The following is a 17,288-nucleotide window of genomic DNA, read 5'->3' as shown; positions in this document are numbered from 1 at the left end:
CCCCTGTCAGCACCCTACATAAGGGGGCACGCTGATCAAACAACTCTCACCACGGGTCTCTGATGTCCAATTCCCTGCTTCAACTGCTTGTGCTGGCCGCGGTCGCCGTGTTCCTGATCGTTCGGCTTCGCAACGTGCTGGGAACGCGCGACGGGTTCGAGCCGACCCAGACCCCCGCCGAACGGGTCGGCCCAACCACGGGCGAGGTGGTCGATCTGCGCCCCGATCCCGCCGAGAACGACATCGCCGACCATGCCGAGCCGGGCAGCCCCACCTCGGACGCGCTGCACGCCATGAAGCGGGTCGAGCCGGACTTCGAGGTCACGCCCTTCCTCCAGGGCGCGAAATCCGCCTATGAGATGATCCTGATGGGCTTTGAGCGCGGCGACATATCCGAGATCCGCGATTTTCTGGCCCCCGAGGTCGCGCAGGCTTTCGATCAGGTGATCGCAAGCCGCAACGAACGCGGGCTGGCGACCGAGGCCGATTATATCGGCACCCGCGAAACCGCGCTGGCCGGGGCCAGCTTCGACGATGAAACCGGGCTGGCCGAGATCACCGTCCGCTTCGTCGGCGAATTCACGCTGGCCGTCCGCGATGCGCAGGGCGAAATCGTCGAGGGCGACCCCAAGACCGCCCGCAAGCAGCGCGATACCTGGACCTTCGCGCGCCAGATGGGTCAGGACGATCCGAACTGGCGGCTTGTCGCCACGGCCTGAGCGATGGCCCGAAGGCGGGGAAATCTGACGCCCGAGGACAAGGATCTCTGGGCGCAAGTGGCCCGGACCGTCTCGCCGCTGCATCCCGTCCGCAGGCAACCCCTGCCCGAGCCGCCCGCCCTGAAACCCGCGCGCGGGGCCTTGCAGGCCAACGGCCAGCCCGCGCCGTCCTTTCCCGCCGCCGGAACGGCGCGGGCACCGCAGAGCGGATTCGATCCCGCCCCATCGCCCGCCCAGAAGCTGGCCGTCCAGCCGCTGCGGATGGATCACAAGACCCACCGCCAGATGACGCAGGGCAAGCTGCGGCCCGAATCGCGGATCGACCTGCACGGCATGACGCTGGCCGTGGCCCAGCCCGCGCTGACCAGTTTCCTGTTCGGCGCCCATGCGCGCGGGCTGCGGCTGGTGCTGGTCATCACCGGCAAGGGACGCCGGGGTGACGAACATGCGCCCCTGCCCGTCCGCCCCGGCGCGCTGCGCCACAGCGTGCCGCATTGGCTGCATATGGTGCCGCTGTCGCAGATCGTGCTGCAAGCCACCCCCGCCCATCGCCGTCACGGGGGCGAGGGCGCCTATTACGTCTATCTGCGCCGTGGCTGACTAGAGGACATAGCGCGAAAGATCGGTCGAGCGGGTCAGGTCGCCCAGGTGCTTCTCGACGAATGCCGCATCGACCTGCACCGTTTCGCCCGAGCGGTCGGGCGCGGTGAAGGACAGTTCCTCGAACACCCGCTCGATCACCGTGTAAAGGCGGCGCGCGCCGATATTCTCGACCGAGCCGTTCACCTCGGCTGCGATCCGGGCCAGCGCGGCGATGCCGTCGTCGCTAAAGCCGACCTCGACGCCCTCGGTCGCCATCAGGGCGGTGTATTGGCGGGTCAGGGCATTGTCGGTTTCGGTCAGGATGCGGATGAAGTCCTCTTCGGTCAGCGCGCGCAATTCGACGCGGATCGGCAGGCGGCCCTGCAATTCTGGCAGAAGATCCGAGGGCTTGGCGATATGGAACGCGCCGCTGGCGATGAACAGGATGTGATCGGTCCTGACGGGACCGTATTTGGTGGAAACCGTCGTGCCCTCGATCAGCGGCAGCAGGTCGCGCTGCACCCCTTCGCGGCTGACGTCGCCGCCACGCGCGTCGGTGCGGGCGGCGACCTTGTCGATCTCGTCGATAAAGACGATGCCGTTTTCCTGCACCGATTCCAGCGCGGCGGCCTTGATCACCTCGTCGTCCAGCAGCTTGTCGGCCTCTTCGGCGATCAAGAGGTCGTAGCTTTCGGCGACGGTGACCTTGCGGCGCACGCGACGCCCGCCAAAGGCCTTCATCAGCCCCGACAGGTCCATCATCCCGCCCATCGGCTGCCCCGGCTGGCCGGGCATCTCCATCATGCCCAGCGGGTTGGAATTGTCGGTCAGTTCAAGCTCGATCACGGTGCTGTCCAACTCGCCCCGCTTGAGCTTGTCGCGAAACATCTGGCGGGTCTGCTCGCGCGCATTGTCGCCGGCCAGCGCGGCAACCACGCGATCCTCGGCGGCCTTGTGGGCGCGGGCCTTGACCTCTTCGCGCATCCGTTCGCGGGTTTCGATGATGGCGGCGTCGGTCAGGTCGCGGATGATCTGCTCGACGTCGCGCCCGACATAGCCGACCTCGGTGAATTTCGTCGCCTCGACCTTGAGGAAGGGGGCGCGGGCCAGCTTGGCCAGACGGCGGCTGATCTCGGTCTTGCCGACGCCGGTGGGGCCGATCATCAGGATGTTCTTGGGATAGACCTCGTCGCGCAGGTCGTCGCCAAGCTGCTTGCGCCGCCAGCGGTTGCGCAGCGCGACGGCAACCGCACGCTTGGCGTCCTTCTGGCCGATGATGAAGCGATCCAGTTCGGATACGATCTCGCGCGGGGTCAGGTCGGTCATCAAGGGCTCCTGTCTCAATTCCGCCTCACTTAAAGGCCGCGCTAGGTCGTTTCAACCAAGGCACTGGACCGAATCGCCCGTTTGCGCAATGGTAGGCGCCTTTTCCACAGCGATCACGAGGACGACCGCCATGCGCCCGCGCACGGAACCGATGCATCCGAAACTGACCCGCCGCGCCCTTGGCGCGGGGCTGGCGGCGGGTGCCGCAGCATTGGGGATCGGTCAGCGGGCGCGGGCGGCGGTTCCGGCCATCGACCCCGATCTGCGCGACGCGGCCCTGCGCGGGCTGGCGCTGGCGGGCTATCGCGGCGACCCCGTGACCGCCGAGGCGGCGCGGGCCGCCGCGGAACGGCTGGCCGTCACCGACCCCGAGGGCGCGCTGCTATATCGGCTTTACCGCGCGCTGGACGTCCGCCCGGCCCAATACTGGCAGGGCGGCGGCCTGCCCGATGCCGCGGCCCCGGACCTGACCCTGCTGCACGGCGCGATCGGCGCCTGCCAGCCGGTCGCCTTCGGCTATACCGACCTTTCGGACAATGTGACCCAGCGCAAGGTCCTGCCGCTGGCGCTGGTCCACCCGCCACAGGGCGTCAAGCTGCTGGCATGGTGCGAACTGGCCGGGGACTACCGCCAGTTCTTCGTCCGCGCGATGCGGGACCTGACGGCGCATCCCGACGACTTCGCCGCCACGCGCCTGTCCCTGCTGGAGGGGCTGGTCGAAAAGGAAGGGGCCTGACAGCCCCTTCTAACCGACGGTCTCGACCGTCAGGTTTCCGTTGGTATAGACGCAGATGTCGGCGGCGATGGCCATCGCCCTGCGCGCCACGGCTTCGGCGTCCAGATCGGTTTCCAGCAGCCCGCGCGCGGCGGCCAGCGCGTAATTCCCGCCCGAGCCGATGGCGGCGACGTCGTGTTCGGGTTCCAGCACGTCGCCCGCGCCGGTGACGACGTAAAGTTCGCGCCCGTCGGTGACGATCAGCATGGCTTCGAGGTTGCGCAGGTATTTGTCCATGCGCCAGTCCTTCGCCAGGTCCACGCAGGCGCGGCCAAGCTGGCCCGGCATCGCTTCCAGCTTCTTTTCCAGCCGTTCCAGCAGGGTGAAGGCGTCGGCGGTCGATCCGGCAAAGCCCACGACGACATCGCGCCCGCCGGGCTTCAGGCGCCGGACCTTGCGCGCCGTGCCCTTCATCACCGTCTGGCCGACGCTGACCTGCCCGTCGCCCGCCACGACCACCTTGCCGCCCCGCCGGACCGCCAGGATCGTGGTGCCGTGCCAGCCGGGAAATCTGTCATCCGCCATGTTCTTCTCCGTTTCCTTGCAGGCCCAGATATGGGGCTGCGGCCCCTTTCGCAAGCGGTGGCGGGTGGCTAGTGTCGCGCCCATGACCTGCCTGCGCATCCATCTTGGCCCCGATATGCTGGAAACGGCGCGTGCCGGCAGCTTCAACTTCATGCGGATGGTGACGCAGGCGGTGGAGCGGATCGGCTGGCAGGTGCGTTTGCTGCCCGACACGCAGGACGCCTATGAGCGCGCGCATGAACGGCCCGGCTACGCGCTGTTTCACATGCGCCCGCCGCCGCATCCCCGCGCGCTGTGCTTTCGCCGGGCCTATCACTATCCGTTCTGGCAGATCGAGCCGGTCGCGCAACGCTGGCGCTTTCACGTCGCGCAGGCCGCATTCGATCCCGCACGCATCCCCGAGGCGCAAGCGCAAGCGTTCCTGGCCCGGCTGCGCACCCGCGTCCTGCCCGGTCCCGAACCCGCGCGCGGGCCGCATGTGCTGGTCCCCTTGCAGGGGCGTATCGGGGAATGGCGGTCCTTCCAGACCATGAGTCCGCTGGACATGGTGCGCGTCGTCGCCCGGACCGGGCGGCCCGCCATCGCGACGCTGCACCCGAACGAGACCTATACCCCAGTCGAAATGCAGACGCTGCACGGCCTGGCGCGCGAATATCCGAACCTGACCCTGGGCGGCGATACGGCGGCGGCCCTGCGCGGTTGTGCCTTCGTCGCCACGCAAAACAGCGCGGTGGCCTTTGACGGGCTGATCCTGGGCAAGCCCGCGGTGCTGTTCGGCCAGTCGGATTTCCACCATGTCGCGCTGAACGTGGCGGCGCTTGGCGCGGATGAGGCGCTGACCCGCGCCCCCGCGCACCGACCCGATTTCGCGCGCTATGTCCTGTGGTTCCTGCGCCGCATGGCCGTGAACGCGACCGCGCGGGACGCACAGATGCAGGTGCTGCGCGCCATGAAAAGGGGCGGCTGGCCCATCGACCTGCCGCCCCCGGATGCTGATTGAACGCTTAAACCGAGTCGTCGATCCACGCCTTCAGCGCCGCCTTGGGGGCCGCGCCCATCTTGTTGGCGACGACCTCGCCACCCTTGAACAGGAACAGCGCCGGAATGCCGCGCACGCCAAGCGCCGCCGGGCTTTCGGGGTTCTCGTCCACGTTGACCTTCACGATCTTCAGCTTGCCCGCATATTCGTCGGACAGTTCCTCCAGCGAGGGGCCGATCTGCCGGCACGGGCCACACCATTCGGCCCAGAAATCGACCAGGACGGGCGTTTCGGACTGGCGGACCTCGGCATCGAAATCGGCGTCGGTTACGGGTTGGGTCGGCATGTAAATCTCCTGTCGCGTGCCGGAACGGCTTATGAAAACAGCTAAGGACGCCCGCCCGCCGGGTCAAGGGCAGCCATGACCCCGTCCAGCAGCCCATCGGGCAGCCACATCAGCGACCGCGTCCGCGTCCACAGCACCGCCGCCTGCACCCGGCGCGCCGGATAGATCAGCCGCAGCGCATCGCGATAGGCCCCCAACTGGCGCAGGATGCCGGTGGGCGTGTCGCCCGGCGTGGCGGGAATTTCAGAGTTCGACTTGTAGTCGATCGCCAGCACCCGGTCGGGCATCACGACCAGCCGGTCCACATTGCCCGCCAGCATCCCGATGCCGGGCAGGGGGGCGGCCAGCGCGACCTCGGTCAGCACCTGCGCATCCTCGGGCAGTTGAAAGACCTGTGCCAGGTCCGGCGCATCGACCACCGCCGCCGCCTCGGCCAGCAACCCGTCCAGGGCGGGATCCTCGGGCAAGCCGCCCTCGGCATCGGCCAGCACCTCGCGGGCCAGCGCGGGCCAGTCGCCGCGCGGGCGGTCGGGCAGGTGTTCCAGCAGCAGGTGCAGCCGCGTGCCCAGCAGCATGGCGGCCTGCGGGTCCGCGTCGGGCAGGTTTTCGGGCACGGGCGCGCCGATGACCTTGGCCCCGCCAAGCGCGGTCGGCGCCACCGGCATGGGCAGGCGCGGCGCGGGCGGGGCGGGTTCATGCAGCCAGCCGGGCGCGGCGGGATCGGGGCGCGCCGACCGCGCGGGGGCGGGCGCCTGCCCCGGCCAGTCGCCATGTTCCAACCGCTGGATCTGGCCGCCCCAAGGGGCTTCGATCTGATGCCGCCGCACCCCCTGCACCCGCGCGAAGCCGTCCGCAACCAGCGCGTGCCAGCTATCCTCGCCCTCGCCCGTGTCGCCCGCCGCCGCCACGATCAGCCAGCTTTCCGCGCGCGTCAGCCCGACATAGAGCAACCGCTTGCGTTCCAGCATCTGCCGATCCGACTGCGCATCGGCCAGTTCGGCGACATGATCGGGGCGTTCACCCTTGCGCCCGCGCCAGAGCGGCGGGCCGTCCTGCACATGCAGGACCTGGCCTTCCTGCGGCGGGCGGCGCTTGGCGGCGTCGGGAATGATGACGACCGGGCTTTCCAGCCCCTTGGATCCGTGGACGGTCATCACCCGGATCAGCCCCTCGCCCTCAGCCGCGTTGCCGGTCTGGCGGCGGACCTCGACATCATCGCCCTCCAGCCACACCAGAAAGCCGGTCAGCGAAGGCACCTCGGACCCCTCATAGACCAGCGCCTGGGACAGCAATTCGTCGATGCCGTCCTCGGCCTCGGGGCCAAGGCGGGCGATCAGGCGTTCGCGTCCCTGGTGGCGGGTCAGCAGGCGGGCGATCAGGTCGTAGGGGCGCAAAAAGCCCTCATGGTCCATCAGGTCGTCCAGCACCGCCATCGCGGGCGCATGTTCGGGACGGTTGCGCAGGCGCTGGATCAGGTAATCCCCGCCGCGACCCGCCGCCAGCCGGTAAAGCCCCTCCTCGCAATAGCCGAACAGCGGCGAGCGCAGCGCCTCGGCCAGCGCAAGATCGTCCTCGGGCGTCGCCACGACGGTCAGGGTCGATACGATGTCGCGCACCGCCAGTTCGGCCACCAGCTTCAGCCGGTCGGCCCCTGCGACGGGCAGCCGCGCGGCCTTCAGCGCGCCAATGATCTCGGCGAACAGATCGCTGCGGCGCTGGACCAGCACCAGCACGTCGCCCGCCCGGATCCCCCGCGCCTGCCCGGTTTTTGCGTCAAGGATCGGCGTGCCCAGCATGTCGCGAACCGATCGGGCGATGGCGCGGGCAAGCTGGCTGGTTTCCGAGTTCTCGGCCTCCATGTCGATGGGGTCGGTCCAGTGATGCGGCTCGGGCACCTCGGGGCGGGGGATCGGCGGCCACAGGTCCACGCGCCCCGGCAGCGCGTCGCGAAAGGCGATGTGATCGGGCGGCGTGCCAAGGCCGCGCGCGGCCTTGCCCGCAAAGACCGCATCCACCAGCGACAGGATCGCGGTCGAGGATCGGAAGGAATGCCGCAACTCCAGCACCTGCATGGGCCGCCCGATGGCCCTGAAGGCATTGTCGAAGCCAAGGCGGCGTTCTTCGAAAACCGCGATATCGGCGCCTTGAAAGGAATAGATCGACTGCTTGGGATCGCCCACCACGAACAGCGTGCGGTCGTCGTCGGGCCGCGCGCCCTGTCCGGCGGTGAATTCGTCGGTCAGGCGCTGGATCACCTGCCATTGGGCGGGGCTGGTGTCCTGCGCCTCATCGACAAGGATATGGTCGATGCCGCCGTCCAGCCGGAACAGCACCCATTGCGCCATCGAGCCTTCGGACAGCAGCGCCGCCGTCTTGCCGATCAGGTCGTCGAAATCCAGCCAGCCGTGGGCACGCTTTTCGGATTCGTATCGCTGCCCGAAGGCATGGCCGAAGCGCCGCAAGGCCAGCGTCCGCCCGGCATGTTCCAGCGCAAGCCGCAGGGGACGGGCGTCCTGCACCCGCCCCATCAACTCGTCCAGGTCGGGCATGAAAGGCGCGCATTTGCCCGATTGCATCGCCTTGGTCGGAAAACTGCCGATCTTGGCGGTGAAGGGGGCTTTCGCACCCGCGCCGGTCAGCAGGACGCTTTCCAGCAGCGCCAGTTCATCCGCGCCGGGGGCGTCCCATTCGCCCGCGGCCAGCCTGTCGGCGGCCTTGGCTTCGGTCGCGCTGCCGGTCGCCAGCAGGGGGATGATATTTGTGATCACATCCGCCTTGCCGCCGGGAAACACATCCGTGACCAGCGCCGCCCAGTCGTATCCGGCGCTCAGCCCGGCCTCGCGCCAGACCTCGGCCGGGTCGGGGGGGGTGGCGAAGCCGCGCAGCCCGGCAAGGAAACGGTCCAGCCGCTCACCCGAATGCAGCGCCAGCAGGTCGCGCAATTCGGGCGCATCCTCGCGCGCCATTTCCTCGATGATTTCCGAGCGGATCAGGGCGGCGCTGCGGTCGTCCAACTCGGCAAAGCCATGCGGCACGCCCGCCTCAAGCGGAAAGCGGCGCAGCACGCCCGCGCAAAAGCTGTGGATGGTCTGGACCTTCAGCCCGCCGGGCGTCTCGATCGCGCGGGCAAACAGCCGCCGCGCGGCGGGCAGGTCGGGGGCGCCCGCCTCGCCCAGATCGGCAAGCTGGGTGCGCAAGTCGCCCTCGGGCAGCATGGCCCATTCGCCAAGGCGTTTGAGCAGGCGGTTTTGCATCTCGGTCGCGGCGGCCTTGGTATAGGTCAGGCACAGGATGCGTTCGGGCGCGCAACCGGCCAGCAGCAGCCGCGCCACGCGGTCGGTCAACACCCGCGTCTTGCCCGACCCCGCATTCGCCGTCAGCCAGGTCGAGCGCGCCGGATCGGCGGCCCGGACCTGTGCGCGCGTCGCCTCATCCATCGTCGTCGCCTTTCAACCGCCGGGGCTGGGCCGCCTCGGTCACGGACCATTCGCCAAGGCGCGACAGGTGGTCGTAGTCGCTGCCGTGGCCCGTCTGCTCCATCGCCAGCCGGGCGGTAAAGCCACGCTCGCCGCGCAGGTATTTGCCGATCAGGGTCACGAAACCGTCCCAGGTTTCATGCGCAAGGGCGTCGTCGAAGGCGCGCGGCTCGGTCCGCCCCTCGCCCCCAAGCTGGATATAGCCGATGCCCGCGACATCGGCACGGCCCAACTGCTCGAAACCGCCGCGCTGGACCATCGCGGCCTCCAGCGGCAATTGCTTGTCGAAAAGCGCGATCTGCTTGTCGGTGGGGGGCTTGCCGGATTTGTAGTCATAGACTTGCGCCCGCCCGTCGGGCAACAGGTCGATACGGTCGGGCCGGGCGGTCAGGGTGAAATCCATGCCCGCCACCGCGACACGGCCTTGCGTCTCGACCACCACGGGACGGGCGCCGCTGGCCAGCCGATCGGCCTCGTCCTGCGCAAGCTGCCCCGCGATGCCCGCGATCCGCGCGCGCCAGAACATCCGGGCCGAGGGCCAGGGCACGTCGCGCTCCAGCACAACGTCGGTGCAGGCCAGCAGCTTGTCCTGCAACCCCTGAACCCCGTCGCTGGCCGAGGGGCGCGATTCCAGGAACGCCCGCACGATTTCATGCAGCACCGTGCCGCGCGTGGCGGGATCGGGTTCGGCCCGCATCGGCGGCAGGGGGATCAGCCCCAGCACCCGGCGGGCATAGACCGAATAGGGGTCGCGGATCAGCCGGGCGACATCGGTGACCGACAATTCGCGCAGCGCAGGCGGCGGCGGGATGGGCGAGGGGCGCCGGGCCGGTTCGGCCCCCATGCGCGGCCGCGCCAGCAGCCCGGCCAGGTCCAGCCATTTCCGGCCGCGTTCGCGCATCCCGGCCAGCGCCTGCCGCCCGTTCTGACCGGGCAGCCCGCCCAGCAGGTTCGTCAGCCGGTTGAGCCAGCGCGCGGGGATCGTCTCGGCCTCGGCATCGCGGCGGGCACGGGTCAGGATGACCTGCGGACGGGCGATCGCCTGCTGGAAGTCATGCGCCGACAGGCCGATGCGGCGCTCGGGCAGCAGCAGCCCGGCGGCCAGCCGCATCGGGCGCGACAGCCAGGGGTCGGGTTCCACCGCCTGCGGCCAGCCGCCTTCGTTCAGCCCGGCAAGGATGACCAGCCCGGCATCCTCGACCCGCGCCTCTCGCGGGCCGCGGAAACGGACAAGGGGATGGGGTTGCGCGTCCAGCCGCACCGCCTGCCGGTTCATCTCGGACAGCAGCAGGTCCGAGAGGTCGCCTGGCGAAAGGTCGTAGCCGTGATGGGCATGGTCGCGCAGCAGCGCCAGCACCGCGCGGGCAAGCTGGCCGTCGCGCGACGCCCACAGGCGCGAGGCATCCGCATCCCCGCCCGGCCCCGCCGCCAGCGCCTGCGCCAGCGACAAGAGGTCGTCCAGCCGGTCGGGCAGCGGGCGCGGCGCGCGATCCGTGGCCAGCGGGGCGATGCGGTCCAGCATTCCGGCCAGCCATCCGGCCCAGTCCCGCCGCGCCGCATCCCGGCGGCTGCCCCATGATCGCAGCGCATCGGCATCGGGAAAGGCCGGACCGTTGCGGCGCAGGTGCAGTTCCAGGTCGCGGGTCTGGCGCTGGTGGTCGCGCCGGTCGCCCGCGCCCGAGTTCGTGACCGGATGTTTCAGCAGCACCAGCAGCGCGTCGATGGTCAGCGGCTGGCCGAACAGCCCCGCGACATGGCGCAGGAACAGGCCCGGAGGCGTCAGCGGCAGCGGCTGGCCCGCGCTGTCGTCGGGAATGATGCGCCAGCGGTCCAGCGCCGCCTCGACCCGGCGCACCAGCAGCCGGTCCGCCGCGATCAGCGTGACCGCCCGGCCATGCTGGACGGCATCGCGGATGACCAGCGCGATGGCCTCGGCCTCGTGTCCGGGCTGGTCGGCCTCGATCAGGGTCAGGCCTTCGGTCGCGGGGACCAGATCGCCCAGCCCCGGCCCGTCGGCGATCCACTGATCGGTGACCGGCGCGGGACGCAGGGCCAGCGACACCAGCCGGTTTCGCGCGGGCGACGGGGCCTGGACCCCACCCTGCCAAGGCGCGGGCTGGCCGAATTCCGCGACCAGCGGCGCATAGCGGGCCTGCGGGTGATCCTCGGCCCGCTGGTCCAGCGATTGCCAGACCCGCGCGGGCTGGTCGAAGTCGTAGCCCGGCAGCACCACCGCCCCCTGCGGCAGCGCCGCCACCGCGCGCATGAAGTCCCGCGTCGCCCCCCGCGACCCGGTCGAGCCTGCGACGATCACCGGACCCTGCGGCAGATCGCGCCCCTCGGCCCATGCGGCGGCCAGCCGGTCCACGGCGCCGCGCAGCCGTGCCGGGCGGTCCAGCGCGGGGTCCGACAGGTGATAATCCGCCGCGATCTTCAGAAATTGCAGCGCGCGGCCCCAATGCTGGGCATGTTCGGACACGTCGATGCGGTCCAGCGCGCGGGCGTCCAGCCCTTCCTCTTGCATCTCGGCCATCAGCGCGGCCAAAGACGAGGCAAGGCGCGGCACCGACTGCCCCCGCGCCAGGTCGGGCAGGCGGCGCAGCGCGGCATCGACCAGCCGGCCCAATTCCAGCCAGCGCGCCACCGGCGCGGCAGAGGCGCCCGCGCCAAGGTCGTCGATCAGCCGCAGGCGCGGCAGCAGCAGCGGCGCGCGCGCGATCAGCGCAGCACGCAGCGCCGCCATTGTCCGGCCCGAGTTGACGTAAACCGTGACCCGCGCCATCGCCTCGGGCGGCTGGCCCTGCATCCGCGCGGCCAGCCCATCCGCGAAACCGGCGGCGAAATCCGCGCCGCAGGGCAGAGCGAAGATGCCGTTGCGCCACGCCTCAGCCACGCAGCATATCCTCGGCCAGCGCAATGCAGTCGGGGCGGCCCACATCGCACCACCCACCGGGGTGGGTGATGCCGAAAACGCGGCCATCCGCGATCAGCAGGTCCCACAGGCGGTTGAGGGAAAACGCAGATTCGTCGATTTCCGCCAGCCGGTCGGGGCGGATGATCTGCGCGCCGCCATAGACCAGCCCGCCGCCGCGCGTGATGCGGCCCTGCCCGTCCCGCGCGAAATCGCCGCCCCCCACGCGGCCGCGCGCAGCGGCCAGCGGCACCAGCATCAGCAGCGCGTCCATTCGCGCGCCATCCCATGCCGCACGCAGGGCGGTGATGGGGTTCGGCCCGGTCCAGATAACGTCGGGGTTCAGCGTGATCACAGGCCCCGGCCCCAGCAGAGGCAACGCCTTGCGCAACCCGCCCCCGGTTTCCAGCAGCGCGTCGGATTCGTCGGAAATCGCCACACCGCTGCCCGCCAGGTGGTCCGCGACCTGCTGGCCCAGGTAATGCGTATTGACCACGATCCGACCCGACCCGCCATCACGCGCAAGCCGCAGCGCGCGGTCCAGCAGGGTCGCGCCGCCCACGCTGATCAGCGGCTTGGGCAGGCTGTCGGTCAAGGGCGCCATCCGCGTTCCCCGCCCGGCAGTGAACAGCATCAGCGCGCTGGGGGCGTCATCCTGCATCGGGCCTTGATCCTTTCGATGATCCCGGTCGAGGGGGCGGGGATGCCCTTCAACTCATCCGCCAGGCGGGCAAGCGCGGGGTGTTCCAGGTTGCGCTGCACCATCTGCCACACCCGAGGCATGAAGGCCAGGTAGCGGTCCTTGCCGTCGCGCAGGCAAAGCCGGGTGAAGATGCCCATGATCCGCAGGCTGCGCTGCGCACCCAAAAGCGCATAGGCGGCACGGAAGCGGTCGCCGTCGCAGCCGGTCAGGCGGATGTAGCGGTCGATCTCGGCCTGCTCGACAGCGGGGTCCACGTCGCGGCGCGCGTCTTGCAGGCCGGACACCAGATCATAGGCCGGATGGACCAGCACCGCATCCTGGAAATCCAGGAGCCCAAGGGGGGCATCGCCCTTCCAGACAAGGTTTTCGGCGTGGAAATCGCGCAGTCCCAGCGCCGGCGGCAGGTCTTGGCAATATTGCCGGTGCAGGTCCGCGATCAGTTCGGCAACCCGCGCCCCCGCACCCGGCGCACCGGCGGCAGGGGGATAGAAATCGGCGAAAAGCCCGCTTTGCGCCGCAAGCTCGGCCCCGTCCAGGTGCGGGACGAAATCGGGCGGCGGCTGGCGGTGCAGATCGGCCAGCAATTCGGTCATCCGCGCATAGATCCGGGGTGCAAGGTCCGGTTCGCGCCCCAGCACGCGGGCGACCAGGTCGTCGCCAAGGTCTTCCAGCAGCAGCAACCCCTCGGGTTCGTCGGTGGCCAGTATCTCGGGGGCGTGAAAGCCGCGATTGCGCAGCCATTGCGTCATCGCGACATAAGGCCCGCAGGAACCGGGCGAGGCATCCATCAGCACCGCCGTATCGCCCCCCTCGCGTTCAAGCCGGAAATAGCGACGGCTGGAGGCGTCGCCGGTCAGGGGCAAAAGCCGCGCATCGGACCATCCGGCACGATGCAGCAGCCGCGCGATGGCGGCGATCCGCGCCACCTGCCCCCAGCGCACCGGATCGCCGGTCAGGGTGATGCGGCGCAGGTCGGGGTCGGTTTCCTCGACCGCGATGCCGACGGTCAGGGCGCCGGGCAGGTCTCCGCCGCGCTCGGGCCATTCGATCAGGGTGACGGCATCGGGCATGGCGTCCTCCAGCCCCAGCTCGACCAGTTCGTCGTAATGGCCAAGGCGATAGAGGTCGGCGTGCCAGATCTCGGTCCCCATCGGGTCGTCGTAGGTCTGGATCAGCGTGAAGGTGGGGCTTGGCACGTCCTCGGCCCCGCGGCCCTGTCGGGCGCGGATGAAGGCGCGGGCGAAATGGGTCTTGCCCGCCCCCACCGGGCCGCGCAGCGCCAGCGTGTCGCCGGGCCGCAGGAAACCCGCGAAGGCGCGCGCCAGACCGGCGGTCCGCCCTTCGTCGGCGGCGGGGATCGTCACAAGCAAGGTCATGTCCTGATCATAAGACCATATTTCATTCACAAAACCAGATTGATACTGTCTCTAGGCAAAGCAATGTGTGGATTTGTTGTCACATCTAACCGAGAGTGGCAGGATCGTTCCACAACAAACGCAACAGCGGAAGCAGGGATGGAAAACTATTTCAAGCTGAAAGAGCATGGCACGACCGCCAGGACCGAGGTGATCGCAGGCGTCACCACCTTCCTGACGATGGCCTATATCATCTTCGTGAACCCCGACATCCTGTCCAGCACGGGCATGGATCGAAATGCGGTTTTCGTCGCCACCTGCCTGGCGGCCGCCATCGGCTCGGCCATCATGGGGCTGTGGGCGAACTGGCCCATCGGCATGGCGCCGGGAATGGGGCTGAACGCCTTTTTCGCCTTCACCGTCGTGGGCGCAATGGGCTTTACCTGGCAGCAGGCCCTGGGGGCGGTGTTCATCTCGGGGATGATCTTCCTGTTCCTGACGCTGACCGGGCTGCGGCGCTGGCTGATCGCGGGCATTCCGCTGTCGATGCGCAGCGGCATCGCCGCGGGCATCGGCATGTTCCTGGCGATCATCGCGCTGCAATCGTCGGGGCTGGTGGTGGATCACCCGGCGACCCTGGTGACCCTGGGCGACCTGACCAATACGGGCACCATGCTGGCGGTCGCGGGCTTTTTCATCATCGTGGCGCTGGATGCGCTGCGGGTGACGGGGGCGATCCTGATCGGGATTCTGGTCATCACGGTGGCCTCGATCCTGCTGGGGGTCAGCGAATTCGGCGGGATCATGTCCATGCCGCCCTCGATCGCGCCGACCTTCATGCAGCTTGACATCGCGGGCGCCCTGACCGCAGGCATCTTCCAGGTCATCCTGGTGCTGGTGCTGGTCGAGGTCTTCGACGCCACCGGCACACTGATCGGCGTGGCCAAGCGCGCCGGGCTGCTGACCGAAGGACCAGCCCATACCAACAAGGGCCTGTCGCGCGCGCTGCTGGCCGATTCGACCGCGATCACGGCAGGCTCGTTGCTGGGGACGTCATCGACGACCGCCTATGTCGAAAGCGCCTCGGGCGTGCAGGCGGGCGGGCGCAGCGGGCTGACCGCGCTGGTCGTGGCGGCGATGTTCCTGCTGGCGATGTTCTTTGCGCCGCTGGCGGGTTCGGTTCCGGCCTATGCCACCGCGCCGGCGCTGCTTTACGTCGCGACGCTGATGATGCGCGAACTGGTCGAAATCAGCTGGGACGACGTCACCGAATCCGCGCCCGCCGTGCTGACCGCATTGGCCATGCCGCTGACCTATTCGATCGCCAACGGGCTGGCCTTCGGCTTCATCAGCTATGCGCTGATCAAGCTGCTGACCGGCAAGGCATCGCAGGTCCATGCCGCGACCTGGATCGTGGCGGGGCTGTTCGTGATCAAGTTCGCCTTCTTCGGCGAGTGATCCGGCAAGGCACAGGCACAGGGGGGCGGTCATTCCGCCCCCTTTTTTTCGTTTCCCCGCCGGATTTTCAATCTAATCTTAAGACAGCTGGGGCACGGTCGAATATAGTCCGCGACGCGGCGCTGTTCTAGTTTCGCCCGACCAACCGGGGAGTAGTGAATATGAGCGATATCGCCATCATCTGGGACTGGCTGGCCTTTGCGGTGCGCTGGACGCATGTCATCACCGCGATCGCCTGGATCGGGTCCTCCTTCTATTTCATCGCACTCGACCTTGGCCTGCAAAAGGCGCCCAACATGCCCAAGGGCGCGCATGGCGAGGAATGGCAGGTTCACGGCGGCGGCTTCTATCACATCCAGAAATACCTGGTCGCCCCCGAGCGCATGCCCGAGCATCTGACCTGGTTCAAATGGGAAAGCTATATGACCTGGATCTCGGGGGCGGTGCTGCTGGCGCTGGTCTACTGGGCAGGGTCCGAGCTTTACCTGATCGACACCGCCAAGATGGAGCTTGCGCCCTGGCAGGCCATCCTGATCTCGGCCGGGTCGCTGACCATCGGCTGGCTGGTCTATGACACGCTGTGCAAATCGCCGCTGGGGGAACGCCCCACGGTGCTGATGGTGCTGCTGTTCGTGCTGCTGGTGGCGATGGGCTGGGCCTATGACCAGATCTTTACCGGGCGCGCGACGATGCTGCACCTTGGCGCCTTCACCGCGACGATCATGACGGCCAACGTCTTCCTGATCATCATGCCCAACCAGCGCATCGTGGTCGCCGACCTCAAGGCAGGGCGGGCGCCGGACCCGAAATATGGCAAGATCGCCAAGCTGCGCTCGACCCACAACAACTACCTGACGCTGCCCGTCGTCTTCCTGATGCTGTCGAATCACTACCCGCTGGCCTTTGCCACGCAATACAACTGGCTGATCGCGGCGCTGATCTTCCTGATGGGGGTGACGATCCGGCATTTCTTCAACACCATGCATTCGCGCAAGGGCATGCCGTGGTGGACCTGGGGCGTGACGGTGATCCTGTTCATCGCGGTGATGTGGCTGTCCACCGCGCCCATGATGCGCGACACGGTCGAACAGTCCGAGGCCCGGACCCTGACCCCCACCCAGGTCGCGATGATCGAGACGCCCGGCTGGGACGACGCCTATAACGCCGTCCTTGGCCGCTGCGCGATGTGCCACGCGCGCGAGACGGCCTATCCCGGCATCCACTACCCTCCCAAGGGCGTCGTGCTGGAAACCCCCGACGACGTGACCCGCGCCGCGCGCGAGATCTATATCCAGGCGGGCCTGACCGACGCCATGCCCCCCGCCAATGTCAGCTTCATGGAACCCGAGGAACGCCAGGCCATCATCGACTGGTATCGCGCCACGCCCAAGCTGTTCGCCCGGAATTGACGAAAAGCCCCGCGAAGGGGCTTTTCCGCGCATTCGTCCCGGCAGGCTCGACCCGAATCGCCCGACGGGTTACGCTTGCCCGATGGCCGAACTGATCCTGACCACATTCGATTGGGTGCCCCAAGCGCCGCGTGGCTATGTGCGCGACCTTCGCGTGCGATGGGCGCTTGAAGAGGCCGGGCTGCCCTATGACGTGGAAAGCGTCCCGTTCAGGGACCGCAATGCCGATCATTTCGCGCATCAGCCATTCGGTCAGGTGCCCTGGCTGACGGAGGGGAATGTCTCGATCTTCGAAAGCGGCGCGATCCTGCTGCATCTGGCGGAAAAGAGCGAGGCGCTGATGCCCGCCGATCCGCAGGGGCGCCGCGACACCGTGACATGGCTGTTCGCCGCGCTCAATTCGGTCGAGATGGCCGCCCTGCCCTATTCGATCTTCAAATTCTCGGACGACGATCAGGAAACCGCCGGGCGAAAGGCGCTGGACGGGTTTCTGGCCGCCCGGCTGGATGGGATGGAGCGGGTTCTGACGGGGCGCGAATGGCTTTCCGGCGGGTTCTCGGTCGCCGATATCCTGATGGCCGACGTGCTGCGGCTGATCGACCGCTTCGGGGGTCTGTCGCAATATCCGCGCTGCCGCGCCTATGTCGAGCGCGCGACGGCACGGCCCGCCTTTGCGAAGGCCCATGCCGACCAGATGGCGCATTTCGCGCGGGCGGACTGACGA

The 17,288-nt window shown here is 68.6% G+C and carries 14 protein-coding genes; 7 read left to right on the top strand and 7 right to left on the bottom strand.

Features of this window, described 5'->3' with window-relative positions:
• Positions 1–62: 62 nt before the first annotated feature.
• Positions 63–719, top strand: a complete 657-nt coding sequence (locus Q0O97_RS03095) for a Tim44/TimA family putative adaptor protein (RefSeq protein ID WP_294924712.1) — start codon at positions 63–65, stop codon at positions 717–719.
• Positions 720–722: 3 nt separating this feature from the next.
• Positions 723–1,319: a Smr/MutS family protein gene (locus Q0O97_RS03090; RefSeq protein WP_294924710.1), complete on the top strand. Its 597-nt coding sequence runs from the start codon at positions 723–725 to the stop codon at positions 1,317–1,319.
• On the opposite strand, the gene hslU is transcribed toward Q0O97_RS03090, so the two are convergent.
• The gene (hslU, locus tag Q0O97_RS03085; protein ID WP_294924707.1) at positions 1,320–2,627 is read right to left on the bottom strand and encodes an ATP-dependent protease ATPase subunit HslU; all 1,308 of its coding nucleotides are present in this window, start codon (positions 2,625–2,627) and stop codon (positions 1,320–1,322) included. It lies immediately after the preceding gene.
• Positions 2,628–2,757: 130 nt separating this feature from the next.
• Here hslU and Q0O97_RS03080 point away from each other — a divergent pair, with 130 nt between their 5' ends.
• Positions 2,758–3,363 carry a WYL domain-containing protein gene (locus Q0O97_RS03080; protein WP_294924704.1) on the top strand — a complete coding sequence of 202 codons (606 nt, stop codon included), beginning with the start codon at positions 2,758–2,760 and terminating at the stop codon, positions 3,361–3,363.
• A gap of 9 nt (positions 3,364–3,372) precedes the next feature.
• Here the strand turns inward: Q0O97_RS03080 and hslV are convergent, their stop codons facing one another.
• Positions 3,373–3,927 (bottom strand): ATP-dependent protease subunit HslV, encoded by a 555-nt coding sequence (gene hslV, locus Q0O97_RS03075; protein ID WP_294924701.1) that lies wholly within the window; start codon positions 3,925–3,927, stop codon positions 3,373–3,375.
• An 82-nt stretch (positions 3,928–4,009) separates the two neighbouring features.
• On the opposite strand from hslV, the gene Q0O97_RS03070 reads away from it, so the two are divergent.
• Positions 4,010–4,927, top strand: a complete 918-nt coding sequence (locus Q0O97_RS03070; RefSeq protein WP_294924698.1) for a hypothetical protein — start codon at positions 4,010–4,012, stop codon at positions 4,925–4,927.
• A 4-nt stretch (positions 4,928–4,931) separates the two neighbouring features.
• On the opposite strand, the gene trxA is transcribed toward Q0O97_RS03070, so the two are convergent.
• The 5 genes from trxA to tsaE are packed head-to-tail and all read right to left on the bottom strand — an operon-like array spanning position 4,932 to position 13,718.
• On the bottom strand, positions 4,932–5,252 hold the full coding sequence (trxA, locus tag Q0O97_RS03065) for a thioredoxin (RefSeq protein ID WP_294924695.1): 321 nt from the start codon (positions 5,250–5,252) through the stop codon (positions 4,932–4,934).
• A gap of 41 nt (positions 5,253–5,293) precedes the next feature.
• Entirely contained in the window at positions 5,294–8,689 is a 3,396-nt protein-coding gene (addA, locus tag Q0O97_RS03060) for a double-strand break repair helicase AddA (protein WP_294924692.1), read from the bottom strand.
• On the bottom strand, positions 8,682–11,621 hold the full coding sequence (gene addB / locus Q0O97_RS03055) for a double-strand break repair protein AddB (protein WP_294924690.1): 2,940 nt from the start codon (positions 11,619–11,621) through the stop codon (positions 8,682–8,684). Before addB ends, addA begins: the two co-directional genes overlap by 8 nt.
• Entirely contained in the window at positions 11,614–12,300 is a 687-nt protein-coding gene (locus Q0O97_RS03050; RefSeq protein WP_294924687.1) for a nucleotidyltransferase family protein, read from the bottom strand. Before Q0O97_RS03050 ends, addB begins: the two co-directional genes overlap by 8 nt.
• Positions 12,273–13,718 carry a tRNA (adenosine(37)-N6)-threonylcarbamoyltransferase complex ATPase subunit type 1 TsaE gene (tsaE, locus tag Q0O97_RS03045; protein WP_294924684.1) on the bottom strand — a complete coding sequence of 482 codons (1,446 nt, stop codon included), beginning with the start codon at positions 13,716–13,718 and terminating at the stop codon, positions 12,273–12,275. The genes Q0O97_RS03050 and tsaE overlap by 28 nt, the downstream gene beginning before the upstream one ends.
• 138 nt (positions 13,719–13,856) lie before the next feature.
• On the opposite strand from tsaE, the gene Q0O97_RS03040 reads away from it, so the two are divergent.
• The 3 genes from Q0O97_RS03040 (at position 13,857) to Q0O97_RS03030 (ending at position 17,285) form a co-directional block, all read left to right on the top strand.
• Positions 13,857–15,155, top strand: a complete 1,299-nt coding sequence (locus Q0O97_RS03040; RefSeq protein ID WP_294924681.1) for an NCS2 family permease — start codon at positions 13,857–13,859, stop codon at positions 15,153–15,155.
• Positions 15,156–15,316: 161 nt separating this feature from the next.
• Positions 15,317–16,564, top strand: coding sequence for a urate hydroxylase PuuD (locus Q0O97_RS03035; RefSeq protein ID WP_294924679.1), 1,248 nt, complete (start codon positions 15,317–15,319; stop codon positions 16,562–16,564).
• A gap of 82 nt (positions 16,565–16,646) precedes the next feature.
• Complete coding sequence (locus tag Q0O97_RS03030) at positions 16,647–17,285, top strand: glutathione S-transferase family protein (RefSeq protein WP_294924677.1); 639 nt, start codon at positions 16,647–16,649, stop codon at positions 17,283–17,285.
• Positions 17,286–17,288: the final 3 nt, after the last annotated feature.

The organism is uncultured Paracoccus sp., assembly GCF_945915435.1.
In the GTDB taxonomy this organism is placed as follows: domain Bacteria; phylum Pseudomonadota; class Alphaproteobacteria; order Rhodobacterales; family Rhodobacteraceae; genus Paracoccus.
Note: the sequence above shows the minus strand (reverse complement) of the source record. Positions and strands in the feature narration are given on the sequence as shown.

What these genes read in the sequence shown, in the direction of transcription:
- addA (WP_294924692.1), bottom strand. Translation starts at nt 8,689, where the DNA reads ATGGATGAGGCGACGCGCGCACAGGTCCGGGCCGCCGATCCGGCGCGC.
- Q0O97_RS03080 (WP_294924704.1), top strand. Translation starts at nt 2,758, where the DNA reads ATGCGCCCGCGCACGGAACCGATGCATCCGAAACTGACCCGCCGCGCC.
- Q0O97_RS03090 (WP_294924710.1), top strand. Translation starts at nt 723, where the DNA reads ATGGCCCGAAGGCGGGGAAATCTGACGCCCGAGGACAAGGATCTCTGG.
- hslV (WP_294924701.1), bottom strand. Translation starts at nt 3,927, where the DNA reads ATGGCGGATGACAGATTTCCCGGCTGGCACGGCACCACGATCCTGGCG.
- Q0O97_RS03050 (WP_294924687.1), bottom strand. Translation starts at nt 12,300, where the DNA reads ATGCAGGATGACGCCCCCAGCGCGCTGATGCTGTTCACTGCCGGGCGG.
- Q0O97_RS03070 (WP_294924698.1), top strand. Translation starts at nt 4,010, where the DNA reads ATGACCTGCCTGCGCATCCATCTTGGCCCCGATATGCTGGAAACGGCG.
- Q0O97_RS03095 (WP_294924712.1), top strand. Translation starts at nt 63, where the DNA reads ATGTCCAATTCCCTGCTTCAACTGCTTGTGCTGGCCGCGGTCGCCGTG.
- trxA (WP_294924695.1), bottom strand. Translation starts at nt 5,252, where the DNA reads ATGCCGACCCAACCCGTAACCGACGCCGATTTCGATGCCGAGGTCCGC.
- Q0O97_RS03040 (WP_294924681.1), top strand. Translation starts at nt 13,857, where the DNA reads ATGGAAAACTATTTCAAGCTGAAAGAGCATGGCACGACCGCCAGGACC.
- hslU (WP_294924707.1), bottom strand. Translation starts at nt 2,627, where the DNA reads ATGACCGACCTGACCCCGCGCGAGATCGTATCCGAACTGGATCGCTTC.
- tsaE (WP_294924684.1), bottom strand. Translation starts at nt 13,718, where the DNA reads ATGACCTTGCTTGTGACGATCCCCGCCGCCGACGAAGGGCGGACCGCC.
- Q0O97_RS03030 (WP_294924677.1), top strand. Translation starts at nt 16,647, where the DNA reads ATGGCCGAACTGATCCTGACCACATTCGATTGGGTGCCCCAAGCGCCG.
- Q0O97_RS03035 (WP_294924679.1), top strand. Translation starts at nt 15,317, where the DNA reads ATGAGCGATATCGCCATCATCTGGGACTGGCTGGCCTTTGCGGTGCGC.